The sequence below is a fragment of the Burkholderia sp. BCC1640 genome (assembly GCF_902833125.1).
GTDB classification, from domain to species: domain Bacteria; phylum Pseudomonadota; class Gammaproteobacteria; order Burkholderiales; family Burkholderiaceae; genus Burkholderia; species Burkholderia diffusa.
The window spans coordinates 41,630-60,451 of sequence record NZ_CADFEF010000027.1 but is presented as its reverse complement, the minus strand read 5'-3'; the positions used below and the strand labels follow the sequence as shown (position 1 = coordinate 60,451).

17 protein-coding genes and 1 tRNA gene are annotated in these 18,822 nt (G+C 67.4%); 14 read left to right on the top strand and 4 right to left on the bottom strand.

The window, feature by feature from the left end; genetic code table 11:
* Nucleotides 1-112: 112 nt before the first annotated feature.
* From HWX25_RS25430 to dprA, 3 genes are all read right to left on the bottom strand, one after another.
* The gene (locus HWX25_RS25430; RefSeq protein WP_175911166.1) at nt 113-2,710 is read right to left on the bottom strand and encodes a DNA topoisomerase III; all 2,598 of its coding nucleotides are present in this window, start codon (nt 2,708-2,710) and stop codon (nt 113-115) included.
* 191 nt (nt 2,711-2,901) lie between these two features.
* Nucleotides 2,902-3,282: a thioredoxin family protein gene (locus HWX25_RS25425; protein ID WP_059819965.1), complete on the bottom strand. Its 381-nt coding sequence runs from the start codon at nt 3,280-3,282 to the stop codon at nt 2,902-2,904.
* 37 nt (nt 3,283-3,319) lie between these two features.
* On the bottom strand, nt 3,320-4,594 hold the full coding sequence (gene dprA, locus HWX25_RS25420; protein WP_175911164.1) for a DNA-processing protein DprA: 1,275 nt from the start codon (nt 4,592-4,594) through the stop codon (nt 3,320-3,322).
* A gap of 229 nt (nt 4,595-4,823) precedes the next feature.
* Between dprA and def the strand changes: the two genes are divergently transcribed.
* From def to HWX25_RS25350, 14 genes are all read left to right on the top strand, one after another.
* Nucleotides 4,824-5,327: a peptide deformylase gene (def, locus tag HWX25_RS25415; RefSeq protein ID WP_059607517.1), complete on the top strand. Its 504-nt coding sequence runs from the start codon at nt 4,824-4,826 to the stop codon at nt 5,325-5,327.
* 34 nt (nt 5,328-5,361) lie between these two features.
* Nucleotides 5,362-6,357: a methionyl-tRNA formyltransferase gene (gene fmt, locus HWX25_RS25410; RefSeq protein ID WP_175911162.1), complete on the top strand. Its 996-nt coding sequence runs from the start codon at nt 5,362-5,364 to the stop codon at nt 6,355-6,357.
* A gap of 110 nt (nt 6,358-6,467) precedes the next feature.
* Nucleotides 6,468-7,109 carry a LysE family translocator gene (locus HWX25_RS25405; protein WP_175911160.1) on the top strand — a complete coding sequence of 214 codons (642 nt, stop codon included), beginning with the start codon at nt 6,468-6,470 and terminating at the stop codon, nt 7,107-7,109.
* A gap of 100 nt (nt 7,110-7,209) precedes the next feature.
* On the top strand, nt 7,210-8,067 hold the full coding sequence (gene htpX / locus HWX25_RS25400; protein WP_175911158.1) for a zinc metalloprotease HtpX: 858 nt from the start codon (nt 7,210-7,212) through the stop codon (nt 8,065-8,067).
* Between the two features lie 174 nt (nt 8,068-8,241).
* A complete protein-coding gene (rsmB, locus tag HWX25_RS25395) occupies nt 8,242-9,630 on the top strand; it encodes a 16S rRNA (cytosine(967)-C(5))-methyltransferase RsmB (protein ID WP_175911156.1) in 1,389 nt (462 codons plus the stop codon).
* Nucleotides 9,627-10,217: a DUF4390 domain-containing protein gene (locus HWX25_RS25390; RefSeq protein WP_044847362.1), complete on the top strand. Its 591-nt coding sequence runs from the start codon at nt 9,627-9,629 to the stop codon at nt 10,215-10,217. The genes rsmB and HWX25_RS25390 overlap by 4 nt, the downstream gene beginning before the upstream one ends.
* Nucleotides 10,207-12,621: a sensor histidine kinase EsaS gene (gene esaS / locus HWX25_RS25385; protein WP_059534923.1), complete on the top strand. Its 2,415-nt coding sequence runs from the start codon at nt 10,207-10,209 to the stop codon at nt 12,619-12,621. Before HWX25_RS25390 ends, esaS begins: the two co-directional genes overlap by 11 nt.
* Entirely contained in the window at nt 12,622-13,323 is a 702-nt protein-coding gene (gene esaR, locus HWX25_RS25380) for a response regulator transcription factor EsaR (RefSeq protein WP_175911154.1), read from the top strand. It begins immediately after the preceding gene.
* Nucleotides 13,324-13,384: 61 nt separating this feature from the next.
* A tRNA-Phe gene (locus HWX25_RS25375) sits at nt 13,385-13,460 on the top strand.
* Nucleotides 13,461-13,809: 349 nt separating this feature from the next.
* Nucleotides 13,810-14,544, top strand: coding sequence for a 7-cyano-7-deazaguanine synthase QueC (queC, locus tag HWX25_RS25370; protein WP_059534927.1), 735 nt, complete (start codon nt 13,810-13,812; stop codon nt 14,542-14,544).
* A 75-nt stretch (nt 14,545-14,619) separates the two neighbouring features.
* Nucleotides 14,620-15,252, top strand: coding sequence for a 7-carboxy-7-deazaguanine synthase (gene queE / locus HWX25_RS25365; RefSeq protein WP_059468636.1), 633 nt, complete (start codon nt 14,620-14,622; stop codon nt 15,250-15,252).
* Between the two features lie 18 nt (nt 15,253-15,270).
* Nucleotides 15,271-15,723, top strand: a complete 453-nt coding sequence (queD, locus tag HWX25_RS25360) for a 6-carboxytetrahydropterin synthase QueD (protein WP_044847357.1) — start codon at nt 15,271-15,273, stop codon at nt 15,721-15,723.
* A gap of 276 nt (nt 15,724-15,999) precedes the next feature.
* Nucleotides 16,000-16,785: an aldolase/citrate lyase family protein gene (locus tag HWX25_RS25355; RefSeq protein ID WP_059534929.1), complete on the top strand. Its 786-nt coding sequence runs from the start codon at nt 16,000-16,002 to the stop codon at nt 16,783-16,785.
* Complete coding sequence (locus tag HWX25_RS25350; protein ID WP_175911152.1) at nt 16,782-17,558, top strand: tetratricopeptide repeat protein; 777 nt, start codon at nt 16,782-16,784, stop codon at nt 17,556-17,558. Before HWX25_RS25355 ends, HWX25_RS25350 begins: the two co-directional genes overlap by 4 nt.
* 108 nt (nt 17,559-17,666) lie before the next feature.
* Here the strand turns inward: HWX25_RS25350 and rodA are convergent, their stop codons facing one another.
* Nucleotides 17,667-18,815 (bottom strand): rod shape-determining protein RodA, encoded by a 1,149-nt coding sequence (gene rodA / locus HWX25_RS25345; protein WP_175911150.1) that lies wholly within the window; start codon nt 18,813-18,815, stop codon nt 17,667-17,669.
* Between the last annotated feature and the right edge of the window lie 7 nt (nt 18,816-18,822).

Here is an 18,822-nt window from a genome sequence, read left to right as displayed (position 1 = left end):
AGCATCAAGAAAAAACGCGGATCGAGCGATCGATCCGCGTTTTTTTATCGCTGCTTGCATGGCCGTGCGTCCGACGTGCGACGCGCCGGGGGAGCCCCCGGCAGCCGGAGCATTACGAGCCGGTCTTGCGCGCCGTCGTCTTGCGGGCGGCGGTCTTGCGGGCCGGTGCCGGCTTCTCGTCGGCGCCTTCCGTGACGGTTTCGGCGTCCTTCGTCGCCGATTTTGCCGTCTTCTTCGCGGCGGCGGCCTTCGGCTCCTTCTTCTCGAACTCGAAACCGATCTTGCCGTCCGGCTGCTTCACGAGGAAGGCCTTGAAGTTGCGGCCCGTACGCGACGACTTGAAGTTCGGCAGCAGATCCGTGCGGCCGTCGGCCAGCAGCTTCGCCATTTGCTCGCGCGTGATTTCCTGCTGCAAGATCACCTTGCCCGAACGGAAGTCGCAGGTTTTCGGATTCGCGACCGAGTGCTCGCACACATAGCTCATCCCGTGCTCGAACACGCGGCCCTTGCACTTCGGGCATGCGCCGACCGGTTCCTGCGCGGAGAAGTCGGGCGCCTCGCCTTCCTCACCGCCCTGATCCTGGCCGAAGTCGAACTCGAGCTTGTAGTTCTTCGTCTCGTCGTCGAACGAGAGCTTGAGGATCGCCGAGAACGGACGGCCCATCTTGCTGCGGAAGCCGGACAGCGGACCGATCGTCTTCTGCTGCAGCAGCTCCTCGACTTCCGCGATCTCGAACTGCCGGCTACCCGGAATCTTCGAGATCGAGAACTCGCACTTCGTGCACGCGAAGCGGCGGTAGTTTTCCTTCACCTGGCCGCCGCAGTTCGGGCATGGCGTCTCGAGCGTCGCGTAATCGCCGGGAATCGTGTCGGAATCGTATTCCTTCGCGCGCTTGACGATCTGCTGCGTCATGCGGGCGATTTCCTGCATGAATGCGTCGCGCCCGAGGTTGCCGCGCTCCATCTGCGACAGCTTGTATTCCCATTCGCCGGTGAGCTCGGGCGCGGTCAGCTCCTTCACGCCGAGCCCGCGCAGCAGCGTCATCAGCTGGAATGCCTTCGCGGTCGGGATCAGTTCGCGGCCTTCGCGCACGAGATATTTCTCGCCGAGCAGGCCTTCGATGATCGCCGCGCGCGTCGCCGGCGTGCCGAGACCCTTCGCGGCCATCGCCTCGCGCAGTTCGTCGTCCTCGACGAGCTTGCCCGCGCCTTCCATCGCCGACAGCAGCGTCGCTTCCGAGTAGCGTGCGGGCGGCTTCGTCACGAGCGCGACCGCGGCGATCTCGTCCGTCTTCACCTTCTCGTCCTTCTGCACCGGCACGAGATTCGCGTCCGCGCCTTCGGCGTCGCGGCCGTACACCTGCAGCCAGCCCGGCTCGACGAGCACCTTGCCTTCGGTCTTGAAGTGATGGCCGGCGACTTCGGTGATCCGCGTCGTGACGCGGAATTCGGCCGCCGGGAAGAACACCGCGAGGAAGCGCTTCACGACCATGTCGTACAGCTTCTGCTCCGGCTCGGACAGCGACTTCGGCGCCTGCAGCGTCGGGATGATTGCAAAGTGGTCGCTGATCTTCGAGTTGTCGAAGATCCGCTTGTTCGGCTTCACCCAGCCCTTGTCGAGCACCTGCTTCGCGTGCGGCAGGTAGTTGTGGCTCTCCTTGAGCATCTCGAGCGTGGACTGCACCGTCGCGAGGTAGTCTTCCGGCAGCGCGCGCGCGTCGGTACGCGGGTAGGTCAGCACCTTGTGCTTTTCATACAGCGCCTGCGCGAGACCGAGCGTGTTCTTCGCGGAGAAGCCGAAGCGGCTGTTCGCTTCGCGCTGCAGGCTCGTCAGGTCGAACAGCAGCGGCGACAGCTGGGTCGACGGCTTCGATTCCTCGGACACGGTGCCGACCTGGTCGCGGCACGCGGCGACGATCGTTTCGGCGGCCGGCAGGCTCCATAGGCGGGAGTCGCGCTTTTCAGGATCGAATTCGTCGCGCTTGAATTTCGGGTCGAACCACTTGCCTTCGTAGAAGCCTCCCGCGCACGCGAACTCGGCCTTCACTTCCCAGTAGTCGCGCGGGATGAAACGGCGGATTTTCTCTTCACGTTCGACGACGATCGACAACGTTGGCGTCTGAACGCGGCCGACGGTCGTCAGGAAGAAGCCGCCGCCCTTGCTGTTGAACGCGGTCATCGCCCGCGTGCCGTTGATCCCGACGAGCCAGTCGGCTTCCGAGCGGCAGCGTGCGGCGTCGGCGAGCGGCTGCATGTCCGTGTCGCTGCGCAGGTGCGCAAAACCGTCGCGGATCGCCTGCGGCGTCATCGACTGCAGCCAGAGGCGCTGGACCGGCTGTTTCGCCTTCGCGTGCTGCACGATCAGGCGGAAAATCAGCTCGCCCTCGCGCCCCGCGTCACATGCGTTGATTAGGCGGTCGACGTCCTTGCGCTTCATGAGCTTGGTCAGGACTTTCAGGCGCGACTCGCTTTTTGCGATCGGGTTCAGGTCGAAATGCGGGGGGATGACGGGCAGATGAGCGAAGCTCCATTTCCCGCGCTTGACCTCGTACTCTTCCGGGGCGGCGATTTCCAGCAGGTGGCCGACCGCGGACGACAGGACGAATTCGTCGCTCTCGAAGTATTCGTCATGCTTGGTAAAGCCGCCCAAAGCGCGCGCGATGTCGTTCGCGACAGAAGGCTTTTCCGCAATGATCAGTGCTTTGGACATGACAGATGTGTGTTGGTAGACCGGGTTCGCCGGCGTGGGTCCCTTTTACGACGGCTTTATAGCACACGCCGCGGCGACGGCGGCGCGGCGTGCAAAAAGCGGCTCATCATAGTGGGGGGCCGCAACGGCGGCAAGCGCCCGGCGCGGCGGCACGCGCAACGGCGCGAAAAGCTGCCGGGCCGGTGCGTGGCTTACGCCTCGACATTCAGGATGTTGCGCAATTTCGGTGCGTGCGGCGCGCCGGGCACGGCGCTCAGGTCGGACAGCATCCGTTCGACGATCGCCGCGTGCGGCAGCACCGTACCGAAGAAGCGCGCGGTGTTCGCGTCCTCGATCAGGATCGTCGGAAAATTCTCGACGTCGAGATCGTCGAGCCGGTCGGCATGGGTTTCGACGTCGATCCACGCGAAGCAGGTGTCGGGATGGGCGTCGGCGAGCTGGTCGAAGGCCGTTCGGTAGTCACGGCAGGTGCCGCACCACTCGGCGCACAGGCAGGCGACCAGCAGCGTGTCGGGATCGGCGAGGCGCTCGGCGATCCGATCGGCATCGGTGTCGAGATTCAGCGCGGGCATGGAATTCCTCGGGGTTGCGTCGGCGGCACGGCCGCCTCTATGCGGGGGACTGTAGCACGCCGGACGCGGGCGGGGTGGGCGTTGCGTCAAGCCGCGCGAAGCGTCCGCCGGGCATGCTCGCCACGCGGCCGGCCAGTTCGAGCCCGAGTAGCGCGCGGTGCAGCGCGTCGTCGGACAGACCGGTGTGCTCGGCAAGCCACTCGTAAGTAACGGGGCCGTATCCCAGTGCGGCGAGCACGGACTGTTCGGCCGGGTTGTCGGTTGGCGTGCCGTCGATCTCGGCGGGCGTGGCGACCGGAATGGCGGAACCGGCTTTCTCGATGTGCTCGCCCGCGCACCGCGCGGCGGTGTCGGTCGTTCCACCGTTATCGGGGCGCGAACGTGAATTCTCCGTGCGGCTGGCGTGAACAGCCGGTTCGCCCAACCCGTATTCCTCGAGCACGTCGAGCGGGGTCGTGGTGAGCTTCGCGCCGTCGCGGATCAGTGCGTGGCAGCCCTGCGCGAGCGGCGCGTGGATCGAGCCCGGCATCGCGAACACGTCGCGGCCCAGCTCGTTCGCGAGCCGCGCGGTGATCAGCGAGCCAGAGCGCGGCGCGGCTTCGACGACGAGCGCGCCGAGCGCGAGCGCAGCGATCAGCCGGTTGCGCTGCGGGAAATGCGCCGCCCGCGCGGGTGTGCCGAGCGGCCATTCGGAAACGATCGCGCCGCGTGCGGCAATCTCGTGCGCAAGGGTGCGGTGCCGAGCCGGGTAGACGAGATCGGCGCCCGTCGCGATCACCGCGACCGTGCCGGCGCGGCCGTCGAGCCCGCCGCGATGTGCGGCGCCGTCGATGCCGAGCGCGAGACCGGAGACGATCACGAGGCCTGCATCGGACAGCGCATGCGAGAAGCGTGTGGCGTCTGCGAGCCCCTGCGGCGTCGCATGTCGGCTGCCGACCACGGCGAGCCCGCGTGCATGCAGCAAGTCGAGCCTGCCCTTTACATATAGCAGCGGTGGCGGATCGTGCAGGTCGCGCAGCCGCGGCGGATAGACGGGATCGTTGAGCGTGACGATCGCGTTGCCCGGTGCGTCGAGCCATGCCAGTGCGGCGTCGGTGCGGGCGTCGAGGCCGTTCCGCTGGCTGGTGCGCACCGCCCGCGCGGCGGCAGCGCTGCTCGCCGCACCGATGGCCTGGTCGGATGCGCGCAGCAGCGCCGTCGGCGAGCCGAATGCATCGAGCAGTGCACGCAGCACGGCGGGCGGGAGTCCCGGTGCATGCGCGAGCTGCAGCCACGCACGCAACGCGGAGGTCGTCAGCGCTTGCGGCGACATGAGGTTCCCCTCGAATGCGACGGCCAGCGAACAGCGTGGCGCCGTGATAAAATTTTCATCATCCGAAATACTCGATAGGGCCGCGCGCACGAGCGTCCGGCCAATTGCAGGAGGCAGACCCGCGGCATTGACATGCCGCGCGTCCGCCTCATCTTCATTGCATCCCGGCGGCGGCGCCAGCCGGCCGGATGGCCGATGCGGCGCGCCGCTCCACCGAATACCGAACACCATGGCTTTGCTGAACATTCTTCATTACCCCGACAAGCGGCTGCACAAGGTCGCCAAGCCCGTCGACAAGGTCGACGACCGGATCCGCAAGCTCGTCGCCGACATGGCCGAAACCATGTACGCCGCGCCGGGCATCGGCCTCGCGGCGACGCAGGTCGACGTGCACGAGCGCGTGATCGTGATCGACGTCTCCGAGGAGAAGAACGAACTGCGCGCGTTCATCAACCCCGAGATCATCTGGTCGAGCGACGTGAAACAGATCTACGAGGAGGGCTGCCTGTCGGTGCCCGGGATCTACGACGAAGTCGAGCGTCCCGACCACGTGCGTGTGCGTGCGCTCAACGAGCAGGGCGAAACCTTCGAGCTCGACTGCGAGGGCCTTCTCGCCGTGTGCGTGCAGCACGAGATGGATCACCTGATGGGTCGCGTGTTCGTCGAATACCTGTCGCCGCTGAAGCAGACCCGTATCAAGACGAAGATGAAGAAACTCGAACGCGCGATGTGACGCGCGTTTGCCCAGCCCGATCCCGAACGCTGTCATGACCCATACGTTGCGCGTGATTTTTGCCGGCACGCCGGAATTCGCCGCGGCCGCACTCGCCGCGATCCACGAGGCCGGTTTCCCGGTGCCGCTCGTGCTCACTCAGCCCGACCGCCCCGCCGGGCGCGGGATGAAACTGCAGGCGAGCGCCGTGAAGCGCTATGCCGTCGAGCACGGGATGCCCGTCGCGCAGCCGACGTCGCTGCGCCGCGCGGGCAAGTACCCGGAGGAAGCGGCCGACGCGATCGAGCTGCTGCGCGCGACACCGCACGACGTGATGGTGGTCGCCGCATACGGCCTGCTGCTGCCGCAGGAGGTGCTCGACATTCCGCGCGCCGGCTGCATCAACATCCACGCGTCGCTGCTGCCGCGCTGGCGCGGCGCCGCGCCGATTCATCGCGCGATCGAAGCCGGTGACGCTGAGACGGGCGTCACGCTGATGCAGATGGACGTCGGCCTCGACACCGGCGCGATGATCGAGGAAGCGCGCCTCACGATCGCGCCTGACGATACGACCGCGACGCTTCACGACCGGCTGGCCGCCGACGGTGCGCGCCTGATCGTCGACGCGCTCGTGCGGCTCGAGCGCGACGGCGCGCTGCCCGCCATTCCGCAGCCGGCCGACGGCGTGACCTACGCGGAAAAGATCGGCAAGCACGAAGCGGCGCTCGACTGGCGCAAGCCGGCCGACGTGCTCGCGCGCCAGGTGCGCGCGTTCGACCCGTTCCCGGGCGGCGTCGCGATGCTCGACGGCGCGGCAATCAAGCTGTGGGCGGCCGAGCCGGTGGCGGCGCGCGGCGCGATTGTCGACACGGCGCCTGGCACGATCGTCGAGGCGGCGCCGGAAGGTGTTGTCGTCGCCTGCGGCGGTGGCGGCGCGCTGCGCGTCACGCAACTGCAGAAGCCGGGCGGCAAGCGGCTGCCCGCGCGCGAATTCCTGGCCGGCTCGCCGCTCGCCGCGGGCCAGCGCTTCGCGTTGCCCGACGGGCTTTGAGCCTTATTCGACCCGACATGCCGGTCGAGCGCAATCGGCCGGATGGCCGAGTCGCGCGGCGCGGCAGGCGCGCGTAGAATTTCCCTGCGCTTTCCGGTTTCGAGGTTCCCATGCTTGGTATCACCCATTTCGGCTTCTTCGTGCTCGCGGTTTTCCTGCTGAACGTCACGCCCGGCCCCGATACGGCGTACATAGTCGGCCGCAGCGTCGCGCAGGGCCGTGGCGCGGGGCTGATGTCCGCGCTCGGCATCTCCGCCGGCTGCTGCGTGCACGCGCTTGCGTGCGCGTTCGGTCTGACCGCGCTGCTCGCGGCGTCGGCCGCCGCGTTCACGGTGATCAAGCTGGTCGGTGCCGCTTACCTGATTTACCTCGGCGTGCGCATGATCCTTGCGAAGCAGGCGGCCGCGCCGGCAGGCGCCGAGGCGGCACGCGTCACGGCGGCGAGGCCGCTGCGCCAGCTGTTCATGCAGGGTTTCTGGACCAACGTGTTGAACCCGAAGGTCGTGCTGTTCTTCGTGTCGTTCTTCCCGCAGTTCGTGTCGGCCGACAGCCCGCACAAGGCGCTGGCGTTCCTGGCGCTCGGTTCGGTGTTCGTCGTGATGAGCACGGTCTGGACCTGCATCGTCGCGTGGGTCGCGGGGAGCGTCACGCAGCGCTTTTCCGGCAAGCCGGGCGTCAGGAAGTGGCTTGACCGCACGGTGGGCAGCGCCTTCGTCGGCCTCGGGCTGCGGCTCGCGGCGACGCAACGCTGAAATTGAATTTTTCCGGCAAGACCTTATCTAACAAATCACTTACAATTTTCCGCCGTGCATCGTGATGTGCGGCGGGTCCCCTGACGGATAAGGAGTGGGTATGTTCAATTGGGTCAAAACGGCGATGCTGATGGCCGCGATCACGGCCCTGTTCATCGTGATCGGCGGCATGATCGGCGGCTCGCGCGGCATGACGATCGCGCTGCTGTTCGCGCTCGGCATGAATTTCTTCTCGTACTGGTTCTCCGACAAGATGGTGCTGCGCATGTACAACGCGCAGGAAGTCGACGAGAACACGGCGCCGCAGTTCTACCGGATGGTGCGCGAACTCGCCACGCGCGCGAACCTGGCGATGCCGCGCGTCTACCTGATCAATGAGGACGCGCCGAACGCGTTCGCCACGGGCCGCAACCCCGAGCACGCGGCGGTCGCCGCGACGACGGGCATCCTGCGTGTGCTGTCCGAGCGCGAGATGCGCGGCGTGATGGCGCATGAGCTCGCGCACGTGAAGCATCGCGACATCCTGATTTCGACGATCACCGCGACGATGGCGGGCGCGATTTCGGCGCTGGCCAACTTCGCGATGTTCTTCGGCGGTCGCGACGAAAACGGCCGTCCGGCCAACCCGATCGCGGGCATTGCGGTCGCGTTGCTCGCACCGATCGCCGGTGCGCTGATCCAGATGGCGATCTCGCGCGCGCGCGAGTTCGAGGCCGACCGCGGCGGCGCGCAGATCTCCGGCGATCCGCAGTCGCTCGCCACCGCGCTCGACAAGATCCATCGCTATGCGGCCGGCATCCCGTTCCAGGCGGCCGAAGCGCATCCGGCCACCGCGCAGATGATGATCATGAACCCGCTTCACGGCGGTGGTCTGCAGAATCTGTTCTCCACGCACCCGGCGACCGAGGAGCGCATCGCGCGTCTGATGGAGATGGCGCGTACCGGCCGCTTCGACTAAGTCGCGTCGCGCTTGACACGTCACCCCGCATGCCCTGCGCTGCGGGGTGTTTCATTTGTGCGCCCCGTAAAGGGGACGCATGACCTCACGCTACAATGCGCGGTTTGGAATCGCGGCGGCCACGCGGCCGCAGGTTCCCGCCGCTCGCGGCGCCCGTTTGCCGATTTTGCTCCGATGACACGAACCCGCTCCTCCGCTCAGTCTTCCTCCGGCCGCGCCGCGCGCCTGTCCGCGCTGCATCTCGCGCCCGATTCGCTGGGCTTCGCACTCGACGCGGCCGCGCAGGCCGTCGATGCGGTGCGGCGCGGCACCGCGCTGCCGGCGGCACTGGCCGCGGTGTTCGCGCAGATGCCGGCCGGCGCACAGGCGCTGGCGCGGGGCGCGACGCAGGACGTCGCGTACCGGACGATGCGTCGTCTCGGCAGCGCGGACTGGCTGATCGGCCAGCTCGTCAGCAAGGCGCCTCCCGCGCACGTGCATGCGGTGCTCACCGGTGCGCTCGCGCTGATGCTCGATCCGGAGGAGGTGGCCGCGTACCCGGCATTCACGATCGTCGACCAGGCCGTGACCGTGATCGGCGCACGGCGCGAATTTGCGTTCGCGAAAGGGCTGGTCAACGCTGTGCTGCGGCGTTTCCAGCGTGAGCGCGACGCGCTCGTCGCGGCGATGCAGGATGATCCCGTCGCACGCTGGAATTACCGCACCTGGTGGGTCGATGCGGTGAAGCGTGCATGGCCGGATGCCTGGCAGGCGATTCTTGCGGCCGGCGAGCGCCAGGGGCCGCTGACGTTGCGCGTGAACGCGCGCCGCGCGACCGTCGACGCATATCTCGACACGCTGCGCGCGAGTGGAATCGACGCGACCGCGATCGGTCGCCACGCGGTGCGGCTCGCGTCGGCGCTCCCGGTCGACCGCATTCCGGGCTTCGCCGACGGCGTCGTATCGGTGCAGGATGCCGGTGCGCAACTCGCGGCCGAATGGCTCGGTGCGCGCGACGGCATGCGCGTGCTCGATGCGTGCGCGGCACCGGGCGGCAAGACCGGGCATATCCTCGAACTGGCCGACGCCGAAGTCGTTGCGCTCGAAAGCGACGCGACCCGCGCGGCGCGCATCGGCGAGAACCTCGCGCGCCTGTCGCTCGCGGCGGACGTGCGCGTCGGCGATGCGGGCGCTCCGGACGCGTGGTACGACGGCCGTCCGTTCGACCGCATCCTCGCCGACGTGCCGTGCTCGGCGTCCGGCATCGTGCGTCGTCATCCCGATATTCGCTGGCTGCGTCGCGAAGCCGACATCGCCGCGCTCGTCGCGGAGCAGCGCCGCATCCTGACGGCGTTGTGGCCGCTCGTGAAGCCGGGCGGCGAACTGCTCTACGTGACCTGTTCGATCTTCCCCGAGGAAGGTGAGTTGCAGGCTCGCTGGTTTGAAGCGGCCTGTGAAGATGCGGTACGATTGGACGCGCCCGGCCAACTGCTGCCGGGCGGCGTGCACGGCGGGGCGGCCGGCGCACTCGACCAGAACACCGATCACGACGGATTTTTCTACGCGCGGTTTCAGAAACGGTGACGATCAAACACCTTTTTCCACTTCGGCTCGCGGCCGTCCTGCTGGTCGCGTTGACGCTGTGCCTGACTGTCGTTCGGCCGGCGCGTGCCGAGTCGATCGCCGTGCAGCGCGCATCGCTGCAGGCTGACGGAAGCGGCTGGAGCCTCGATGCCCGCTTCGATTTCGAGCTGAATCCGAACCTCGAGGATGCGGTCAACAAGGGCATCCCGCTTTACTTCACGACCGACTTCGAACTGGGCCGCGCGCGCTGGTACTGGTTCGACGAGCAGCCGGTGTCGGTGTCGCAGACGATCCGCCTGTCGTTCCAGCCGCTCACGCGCGAGTACCGCGTGTCGACGGGCGGGCTGCAACTCGGCTTCCCGTCGCTGAAGGACGCGCTCGCGGTCGTCCGGCACATCACGTCGTGGCACGTGATCGACCGCAACCAGGTGCGCGCCGGCGAAACCTACACCGCCTCGGTGCGGATGCAGCTCGATACGGCGCTGATGCCGAAGCCGTTCCAGGTCGACGCGGTGAACAACCGCGACTGGACGCTCGGGTCGGACTGGAAGCGCTTCACTTTCACGGTGACCGAACGTGCTAAATAAAGTGCGCCGCGCGGCCAGCGGGAAGAGCCTCCTCGTTCGCGTGATCGTCTCGACCGTCGCGCTCACGGCGCTGCTGCTGCTCGTGCTGCTCGCGGCCGCGAGCGCGAACACCGAATTCTTCGACCGCTACTACTCGTGGCTGTACGCGATGAACATCATCGTCGCGCTCGTGTTCCTGCTGGTGGTGCTCGGTCTGATCGGGATGATCGTCGTGCGCCTGAGGAAGGGCAAGTTCGGCACGCGGCTGCTCGCGAAGCTCGCGGTGTTCTTCGCGCTCGTCGGCGTGGTGCCGGGCGGGATCATCTACATCGTGTCGTATCAGTTCGTGTCGCGCAGTATCGAGTCGTGGTTCGACGTGAACGTCGAGACCGCGCTGACGGCCGGCCTGAACCTCGGCCGCGGGATGCTCGACGCGTCGCTGTCCGACCTGCAGACGAAGGCGCGGCTGATGTCCGATCAGCTCGCGAGCGTCGATGCGAACACGAACGGCACGACACTCACGCTCTTGCGCCTGCGCGACCAGTTCGGCGTGCAGGATGCGACGATCGTCGAGCCGAGCCGCGGCGGCTCCGGCGCGGCGCCCGAGCTGCACATCGTCGCGCAGGCATCGGGCAATTTCGCCGCGCTGATTCCGGACGACCTGCCGACGCCGCTGATGCTGAGCCAAGCGCGCGAACACGGCGCGTACGCGGCGATCGAGGGCGAGGTCGACGGCGACCCGCGCGCGCACGGCGCGAAGGGCGCGCTGCGGCTGCGCGTCGTGCGGCCGATTCCCGATGCGACGACGTCGCTGCTGCAACCGGCGGAGCGATTCCTGCAGCTCACGCAGCCGGTGCCGCCCACGCTTGCGCACAACGCCGACGCGGTGCAGCGCGCGTATCGCGAATATCAGGAAAAATCGCTCGGCCGCACCGGGCTGCGCAAGATGTACATCGGCACGCTGACGCTCGCGCTGTTCCTCGCGACCTTCATCGCGATGATGCTCGCGCTCGCGCTCGGCCAGCAGCTCGCGCGGCCGCTGTTCCTGCTCGCGCAGGGCACGAAGGAGGTCACGGAAGGCGACTACACGCCGAAGCGCGAGATCAAGTCGCGCGACGAGCTCGGCTTCCTCACACAGTCGTTCAACGCGATGACGCGCCAATTGTCGGAGGCTCGGCAGGCGGTCGAGAAGAACCGCATCGCGCTTGAGCATTCGAAGACGTATCTCGAGAGCATCCTCGCGAACCTGACGGCCGGCGTGTTCGTGCTCGATCGCCAGTTCCGGCTGACGACGGCCAACCGCGGCGCCGAGCGGATCTTCCGGCAGCCGTTCAGCTCGATGATCGGCACGGCGCTCGACCGAATCGGCGTCGTCGCGGAATTCGGTGCGATGGTGCGCAAGGCGTTCGCCGATCGCGAAGCGGCTTCGGACGGCGGCAGCGGCGATCGCGGTCACTGGCAGCAGCAGTTTGCGATCGAGGTGCCGGGCGAAGCCGATCCGCTGACCTTGCTCGTGCGCGGCACGCGCCTCGTGTCGACGGTCGAGGGCGAGGCCGACGATCCGCAGACGTCCGGCTACGTCGTCGTGTTCGACGACATCTCCGACGTGATTTCCGCGCAGCGTTCGGTCGCATGGGGCGAGGTCGCGCGGCGGCTCGCGCACGAGATCAAGAACCCGCTGACGCCGATCCAGCTGTCGGCCGAGCGGCTGCAGATGAAGCTGTCCGACAAGCTCGCACCGCCCGATGCGGACGTGCTCAAGCGCGGCGCGACGATGATCGTCAACCAGGTGGCCGCGATGAAGCGGATGGTCGACGATTTCCGCGAATATGCGCGCACGCCGCCGGCGGTGCTCGCGAACCTGCAGCTGAACGAACTGGCGAGCGAGGTGCTCGGGCTGTATGGTGTCGGCGAAGGCAAGAGCGCGATCGTCGCCGAACTCGCGCCGTCGCTGCCGGTGATTCGCGGCGACGCGACGCAACTGCGCCAGGTGATTCACAACCTGCTGCAGAACGCGCAGGATTCGGTCGCGGAAGTCGCGCATCCGCGTGTGTTGATCGAAACCAAGACAGTAGAATATGGCGATCCCGACGCCGAGGGCAAAACGCGCGTCGCGGTACGTCTTACCGTGTCCGACAACGGGCCCGGTTTTCCGGCACGCATCCTGACCCGTGCGTTCGAGCCGTACGTGACGACGAAGGCGAAGGGCACGGGGCTCGGGCTGGCCACGGTCAAGAAAATCGTCGACGAGCACGGTGCGCGGATCGATCTGCGCAATCGCATGCACGGCGAGACCGTCGAGGGTGCGCAGGTGTCGATCCTGTTCCTGCAGATGGCGAGCGATACGCCAGGCGCCGAATCCGGCGCGCAGGGCGGGACGGCTCCCGCCAAGACAAAAGCAAGTGTGCAGACAAAGGCAGCGTAAATGGCAACCATCCTGGTGGTAGATGATGAAATGGGCATCCGGGAATTGCTCTCGGAGATCCTCAGCGATGAAGGACATGTCGTCGAGGCGGCGGAGAACGCGCAGGCCGCGCGGGAATACCGCCTGAATCAGGCGCCCGATCTCGTGCTGCTCGATATCTGGATGCCCGATACCGACGGCGTCACGCTGCTCAAGGAATGGGCGGCGCAGGGCCTGTTGACGATGCCCGTGATCATGATGTCCGGGCACGCGACGATCGACACGGCCGTCGAGGCGACGAAGATCGGCGCACTCGATTTCCTAGAGAAGCCGATCGCGCTGCAGAAGCTGCTGAAGTCCGTCGAGCACGGTCTCGCGCGCGGCGCGGCACCGGTGTCCGTCAACGCAGCGGCGAAAGCCGGCATCGGGCAAGCATCGGGGCCGGCGGCCGTCGCATCCGCGGCCGCGCTGCCGACGCTCGGCGACGACATGGTCACGGCGCTCGGCCTCGCGGGCCAGACGGCCGCGATTCCGTTCGACATCCCGTTGCGCGAAGCGCGCGACGCATTCGAGCGCGCGTACTTCGAATATCACCTCGCGCGCGAGAACGGCAGCATGACGCGCGTCGCGGAGAAGACGGGCCTCGAGCGCACGCACCTGTATCGCAAGCTCAAGCAGCTCGGTGTCGAGCTGGGCAAGAAGCCGACCGAAGGCGCTGCATAAAATATTTCGCGAAAACACTTGCGCAAGTGATGAGGGCTGGATATACTTTCTCTTCTTCGTTGGCCCGGTAGCTCAGTTGGTAGAGCAGCGGATTGAAAATCCGCGTGTCGATGGTTCGATTCCGTCCCAGGCCACCAGCAGTTCCAACCCCAAGAATCGGAAGGTTCTTGGGGTTTTTCGTTTGTGGTGGGTTTGCGCGGCATCGGCGGCGCGCCCGGCAGCATTCGTCGGGGCGTGATAAAATCCGTGCCCGCTCAATGACTTAGCGCATCGCTTCATGCGCACGGCAGGCAGCCCGCAGGCGCCGCCGTGACGCGCGGCAACGATGCCGCGCGATGGGCGGTATAAGCGCGCCGCCGCGTTCGCGGCCGACCGCGCTGCCTATACTGGTCGAGCCGGCGCAGGCCGGCACGCGTCGGGCCGTCCGACGGCAGCCGGCCCCGGGGCGCAGCGCGACGCGAGCCTACACATTCACGGAGTATCACGGTGATTCGGACAGACGCTAAAGACGGCGCGCTCGTGTTGTTTTCCGGCGGGCAGGACTCGGCCACGTGCGTGGCCTGGGCCCTAGAACGCTACCAGACGGTCGAGACGCTCGGCTTCGATTACGGCCAGCGCCATCGCGTCGAACTCGAGTGTCGCGAAGGTGTACGCGATGCGCTGAAGCACCGGTTTCCCGCATGGGCGGGCCGCCTCGGCGACGATCACATGATCGATCTGTCGGTGCTCGGCGCGATCAGCGATACGGCGATGACGCGCACGATCGAGATCGAGACCGCGGCGAACGGATTGCCGAACACGTTCGTGCCGGGCCGCAACCTGCTGTTCATGACGATCGCGGCCGCGATCGCCTATCGCCGCGGTCTGCGCGTGCTGGTCGGCGGGATGTGCGAGACCGATTTCTCGGGCTACCCGGACTGCCGCGACGACACGATGAAGGCGCTGCAGGTCGCGCTGAACCTCGGGATGGATACGCGCGTCGTGCTCGAGACCCCGCTGATGTGGCTGGACAAGGCGCAGACGTGGCAACTCGCCGAGCAACTCGGCGGCGAGGCGCTCGTCGAGCTGATCCGCGTCGAGACGCACACGTGCTACGTGGGCGAGCGCGCGGAGCTGCACGACTGGGGTTTCGGCTGCGGCGAATGCCCGGCCTGCAAGCTGCGCAAGCGCGGCTACGAGGCCTACCTGAAGGGCGAGCGGGTGACCGAAGCACCGCTGTGACGCGGGTGCGGCGGCAGCGCCGGATGAATAACGGATTCTGATCGACAACGAGCGGCGCGAGCCGGACGAAGCACGATGACTTACGCGGTCAAGGAAATTTTCTACACGTTGCAGGGCGAGGGCGCGAACGCGGGCCGTCCGGCCGTGTTCTGCCGGTTCGCCGGCTGCAATCTGTGGTCGGGCCGCGAAGAGGATCGTGCGGACGCCGTGTGCCGTTTCTGCGATACGGACTTCGTCGGCACCGACGGCGAGAACGGCGGCAAGTTCAAGGACGCCGAAGCGCTCGTCGCGACGATCGCCGGCCTGTGGCCGGACGGCGAAGCGCATCGCTTCGTCGTCTGCACGGGCGGCGAGCCGATGCTGCAGCTCGACCAGCCGCTCGTCGACGCGCTGCATGCGGCGGGCTTCGAGATCGCGATCGAGACCAACGGCTCGCTGCCCGTGCTCGAAACGATCGACTGGATCTGCGTGAGCCCGAAGGCCGACGCGCCGCTCGTCGTCACGAAGGGCAACGAACTGAAGGTCGTGATCCCGCAGGACAACCAGCGGCTTGCCGACTACGCGAAGCTCGATTTCGAGTATTTTCTCGTGCAGCCGATGGACGGCCCGTCGCGCGATCTCAATACGAAGCTCGCGATCGACTGGTGCAAGCGGCATCCGCAGTGGCGGCTGTCGATGCAGACCCACAAATATCTGAACATTCCCTGAGCCACGGCTTTTGACATCGTGCTGATTACCCGAAAACTCGAATTCGACGCGGGCCACCGCATTCCCGATCACCGCAGCCAGTGCCGGAACCTGCACGGCCATCGCTACGTGCTCGAAGTCACGCTGCGCGGCGATCTCGTCGATACCGAGGGGGCGCCCGACCGCGGCATGGTGATGGATTTCGCCGACGTGAAGGCGCTCGCGGTCGAGCACCTCGTCAACAAGTGGGATCACGCGTTCCTGGTCTACGCGCGCGACGAAGTCGTGCGCTCGTTCCTCGAGCAGATGGCCGACCACAAGACCGTCGTGCTCGACCGGATCCCGACCGTCGAGAACCTCGCGGCGATCGCATTCGACATCCTCGCGAACGTGTACGACGCGCACTACGGCGTGAACCTGCGCCTGGAACGCGTGCGCTTGTACGAAACGCCGAACTGCTGGGCCGACGTCGAGCGCCAGCCCGGCCGCTGATCCTGCCTTTTCGGCAGCCTCGCCAACCGGCGCGGGCTGCCTGCCACCGCGCCGTGCGGCCTCGTCCGGCGCCGCTCCCCGCCTGTTCCCACATTCCGCGTAACGCCGCGCTATGATCGCTGCGTGGCACCGGAAAACGCATCCGTGCGCCAGCGCGCGGCCCGCGCTGTCAGATCGGCCGCCCACGGCCGACTGACGTTCCAGGGCCCCGTGTTGCGCCCGCTTCGCTTGTTGCTTGTCCCGTTCGATTGCCGTTCCGTCCCGGAGGCCGTATCGATGAGCACGCTCACCAATTCCCTCAAACAACGTCTGCACGACGGCGACGAGCCGCTGTACGGCCTGTGGCTGTCGCTCGGCTGCGAAACGGCCGCGGAAGCGCTCGCGCACGCCGGCTACGACTGGCTCTGCATCGACATGGAGCACGCGCCGAACGACAGCCGCGACGTCGCGTCGCAACTGCGCGCGCTGGCCGCCGCGCACCTGCCGAGCGAGCCCGTCGTGCGCGTGCCGGGGCGCGAGCCGTGGCTCGTGAAGCGCGCGCTCGACGCCGGCGCGCGCACGCTGATGTTCCCGTGCATCGAGACGCCAGACGAGGCCGCGCACGCAGTGCGGCTCACGCGCTTCCCATCGCCGGATTCCCCCGATGGGCTGCGCGGCGTGGCCGGCATGGTGCGTGCGGCGGCGTTCGGCATGCGCCGCGATTACCTGCAGACGGCGAACGCGCAGGTCGCGGTGATCGTGCAGATCGAATCGGCGCGCGGTATCGATGAAGTCGAACGGATCGCCGCGACGCCGGGTGTCGACTGCCTGTTCGTCGGCCCGGCCGATCTGGCGGCGAGCCTCGGGCATCTCGGCGACAGCCGCCACCCGGACGTCGAAACCGCGATGGCGCGCGTGCTCGCGGCCGGCAAGCAGGCCGGCGTCGCGGTCGGCATCTTCGCGAACGATACCGCGACCGCGCGCCAGTATCGCGAGGCCGGCTACCGGATGATCACGCTGTCGGCCGACGTGAGCTGGCTGCTGCGCGCGACGCGCCAGGCGCTGCAGGAGGTGCGGTCATGAACGGCGGCGACGGCGCGAGGCCCGGCAGCGCGCGGCGTACGGCCGGCGTATGCGCGCGGATCGGCACGATGTTCGGGCTGTGGGCCGTGTGCGTCGCGGCGGTCGCGCAGAATGCGCCGCACGCGAAGCCGGACCCGGCGCGCGAGACGCAATCCGCGGTGGCCGACTACAACGCCGGCGACTATCGTGCGGCGCTGGTGCAGTTCCACGACGCGGCCGAACGCGGCGACCGGCTCGCGCAGTTTAACTACGCGATGATGCTGCTCACCGGCGTCGGCGTGACCGCGAACGTCGACGAAGGGCTGCGCTGGCTGAAGCGGGCGGCCGACGCGAACATGTCGCATGCGCAGTACGTGTACGGGCGGATGTTCGACGACGGCGAGTTCGTCGCGCGCAATCCGGCCGAAGCGCACCGCTGGTTCCTGCGTGCGGCGAAGCAGGGGCACGTGCAGGCCGAGCTGTCGCTCGCGAACCAGTTTCTCGACGGGCGCGGCACGCCGCGCGACAACCGGCAGGCGTTCGCGTGGTACAAGCAGGCAGCCGACGCGGGCGAGCCGACCGCGCAGTACGTGACCGCATCGTTCTACGAGCGCGGCGGCGATGGCGTCACGCAGAACCTGAACATCGCGCGCGCGTATTACGCGGCCGCGGCCGCGCAGGGCGACGAGACAGCCGGGCTGAAATTCAAGGAGCTGAGCGCGCGCCTGAAGACGCAGGAACCGGCATCGGGCGCCGGCGCGGACCACGGGGGCCCGCGCGCGACGCCGCAGTGAGCGGGCGGCACGCATCGCATTCGACCTGCCCAAGGAAAAACGGCGCACGAAGCGCCGTTTTCTTTGCCGCAGACTGCTCTGCCGGCGACCGCGTGCCGTGTCGCGGCGTCAGCTCTTCATCAGTCGCCGCTGTCGCCCGACGCTCATGATCATTCCGATCGCGATGCCGAGCGTCGTGAGCGCGGTGCCGCCGTAGCTCATGAACGGCAAAGGCACGCCGACGACGGGCAGCACGCCGCTCACCATCCCGATGTTGACGAACGCATAGACGAAGAACGCGAGCGTGAGCGAGCCCGCGAGCAGCCGGCCGAACAGCGTCGCGCCCTGCGCGGCGATGTAGAGCCCGCGCGCGATCAGCGCCATGTAGAGCGTCAGCAGCACGAGGCCGCCTGCGAGCCCCCATTCCTCCGAGAACACCGCGAAGATGAAGTCGGTGTGTTTCTCCGGAATGAACTCGAGGTGGGCCTGCGTGCCCTTCAGATAGCCCTTGCCGAGCACGCCGCCCGAGCCGATCGCGATCACGGCCTGGATCGTGTGGAAGCCCTTGCCGAGCGGGTCGGAAGTCGGGTCGAGCAGCGTGCACACGCGGTGCTTCTGGTAGTCGTGCATCAGCGGCCACTGCACTTCGGGCTGGCAGATGCGCTCTTCGAACACGGCGATCGAGCCGACCGCGATCACGCCCGCGACGAGCACCGGCACGATCAGCTTGAACGACAGGCCGGCGAGGTAGATCACGAAGAAGCCGGCCGCGAACACGAGCAGGCCCGTGCCGAGGTCGGGCTGCTTGGCGATCAACCCGACCGGCACCATCAGGATCCCGAACGCGGCTATGAAGTCGTACCAGCGCAGCCCGCCTTCGCGGCGCTGGTAATACCACGCGAGCATCAGCGGTGTCGCGATCTTGAGGATTTCCGACGGCTGGATCACGACGCCGACGTTCAGCCAGCGCTTCGCGCCCTTCTTGGTCATCCCGAACAGCGCGACCGCGATCAGCAGCGCGACCCCGAACGAATACAGCGGGACCGCGAAGCGCATCAGCGTCGTCGGCGGAATGTTGGCGATCACCCACATCAGCACGAACGTCAGCAGGATGTTGCGCAATTGGTCCTCGACGCGGCCCGGCATGTCGATCGACGCGCTGTACAGCGTGACGATGCCGACGCACAGCAGCAGGAACACGATGAGGGCGAGCGGGCGGTCGAAGCCCGCGAACATCTGCTTGATCTTGTCGAGCCAGGCGCGCTTGTCGAATTGCATGCCTTTC

Excerpts from the sequence above, each read along its gene's own strand:
- esaR (WP_175911154.1), top strand. The coding sequence starts at position 12,622 with ATGGCAACCATCCTGGTGGTAGATGATGAAATGGGCATCCGGGAATTG.
- HWX25_RS25425 (WP_059819965.1), bottom strand. The coding sequence starts at position 3,282 with ATGCCCGCGCTGAATCTCGACACCGATGCCGATCGGATCGCCGAGCGC.
- HWX25_RS25430 (WP_175911166.1), bottom strand. The coding sequence starts at position 2,710 with ATGTCCAAAGCACTGATCATTGCGGAAAAGCCTTCTGTCGCGAACGAC.
- rodA (WP_175911150.1), bottom strand. The coding sequence starts at position 18,815 with ATGCAATTCGACAAGCGCGCCTGGCTCGACAAGATCAAGCAGATGTTC.
- HWX25_RS25405 (WP_175911160.1), top strand. The coding sequence starts at position 6,468 with ATGCTTGGTATCACCCATTTCGGCTTCTTCGTGCTCGCGGTTTTCCTG.
- rsmB (WP_175911156.1), top strand. The coding sequence starts at position 8,242 with ATGACACGAACCCGCTCCTCCGCTCAGTCTTCCTCCGGCCGCGCCGCG.
- HWX25_RS25355 (WP_059534929.1), top strand. The coding sequence starts at position 16,000 with ATGAGCACGCTCACCAATTCCCTCAAACAACGTCTGCACGACGGCGAC.
- dprA (WP_175911164.1), bottom strand. The coding sequence starts at position 4,594 with ATGTCGCCGCAAGCGCTGACGACCTCCGCGTTGCGTGCGTGGCTGCAG.
- htpX (WP_175911158.1), top strand. The coding sequence starts at position 7,210 with ATGTTCAATTGGGTCAAAACGGCGATGCTGATGGCCGCGATCACGGCC.
- fmt (WP_175911162.1), top strand. The coding sequence starts at position 5,362 with ATGACCCATACGTTGCGCGTGATTTTTGCCGGCACGCCGGAATTCGCC.
- queE (WP_059468636.1), top strand. The coding sequence starts at position 14,620 with ATGACTTACGCGGTCAAGGAAATTTTCTACACGTTGCAGGGCGAGGGC.
- HWX25_RS25350 (WP_175911152.1), top strand. The coding sequence starts at position 16,782 with ATGAACGGCGGCGACGGCGCGAGGCCCGGCAGCGCGCGGCGTACGGCC.
- def (WP_059607517.1), top strand. The coding sequence starts at position 4,824 with ATGGCTTTGCTGAACATTCTTCATTACCCCGACAAGCGGCTGCACAAG.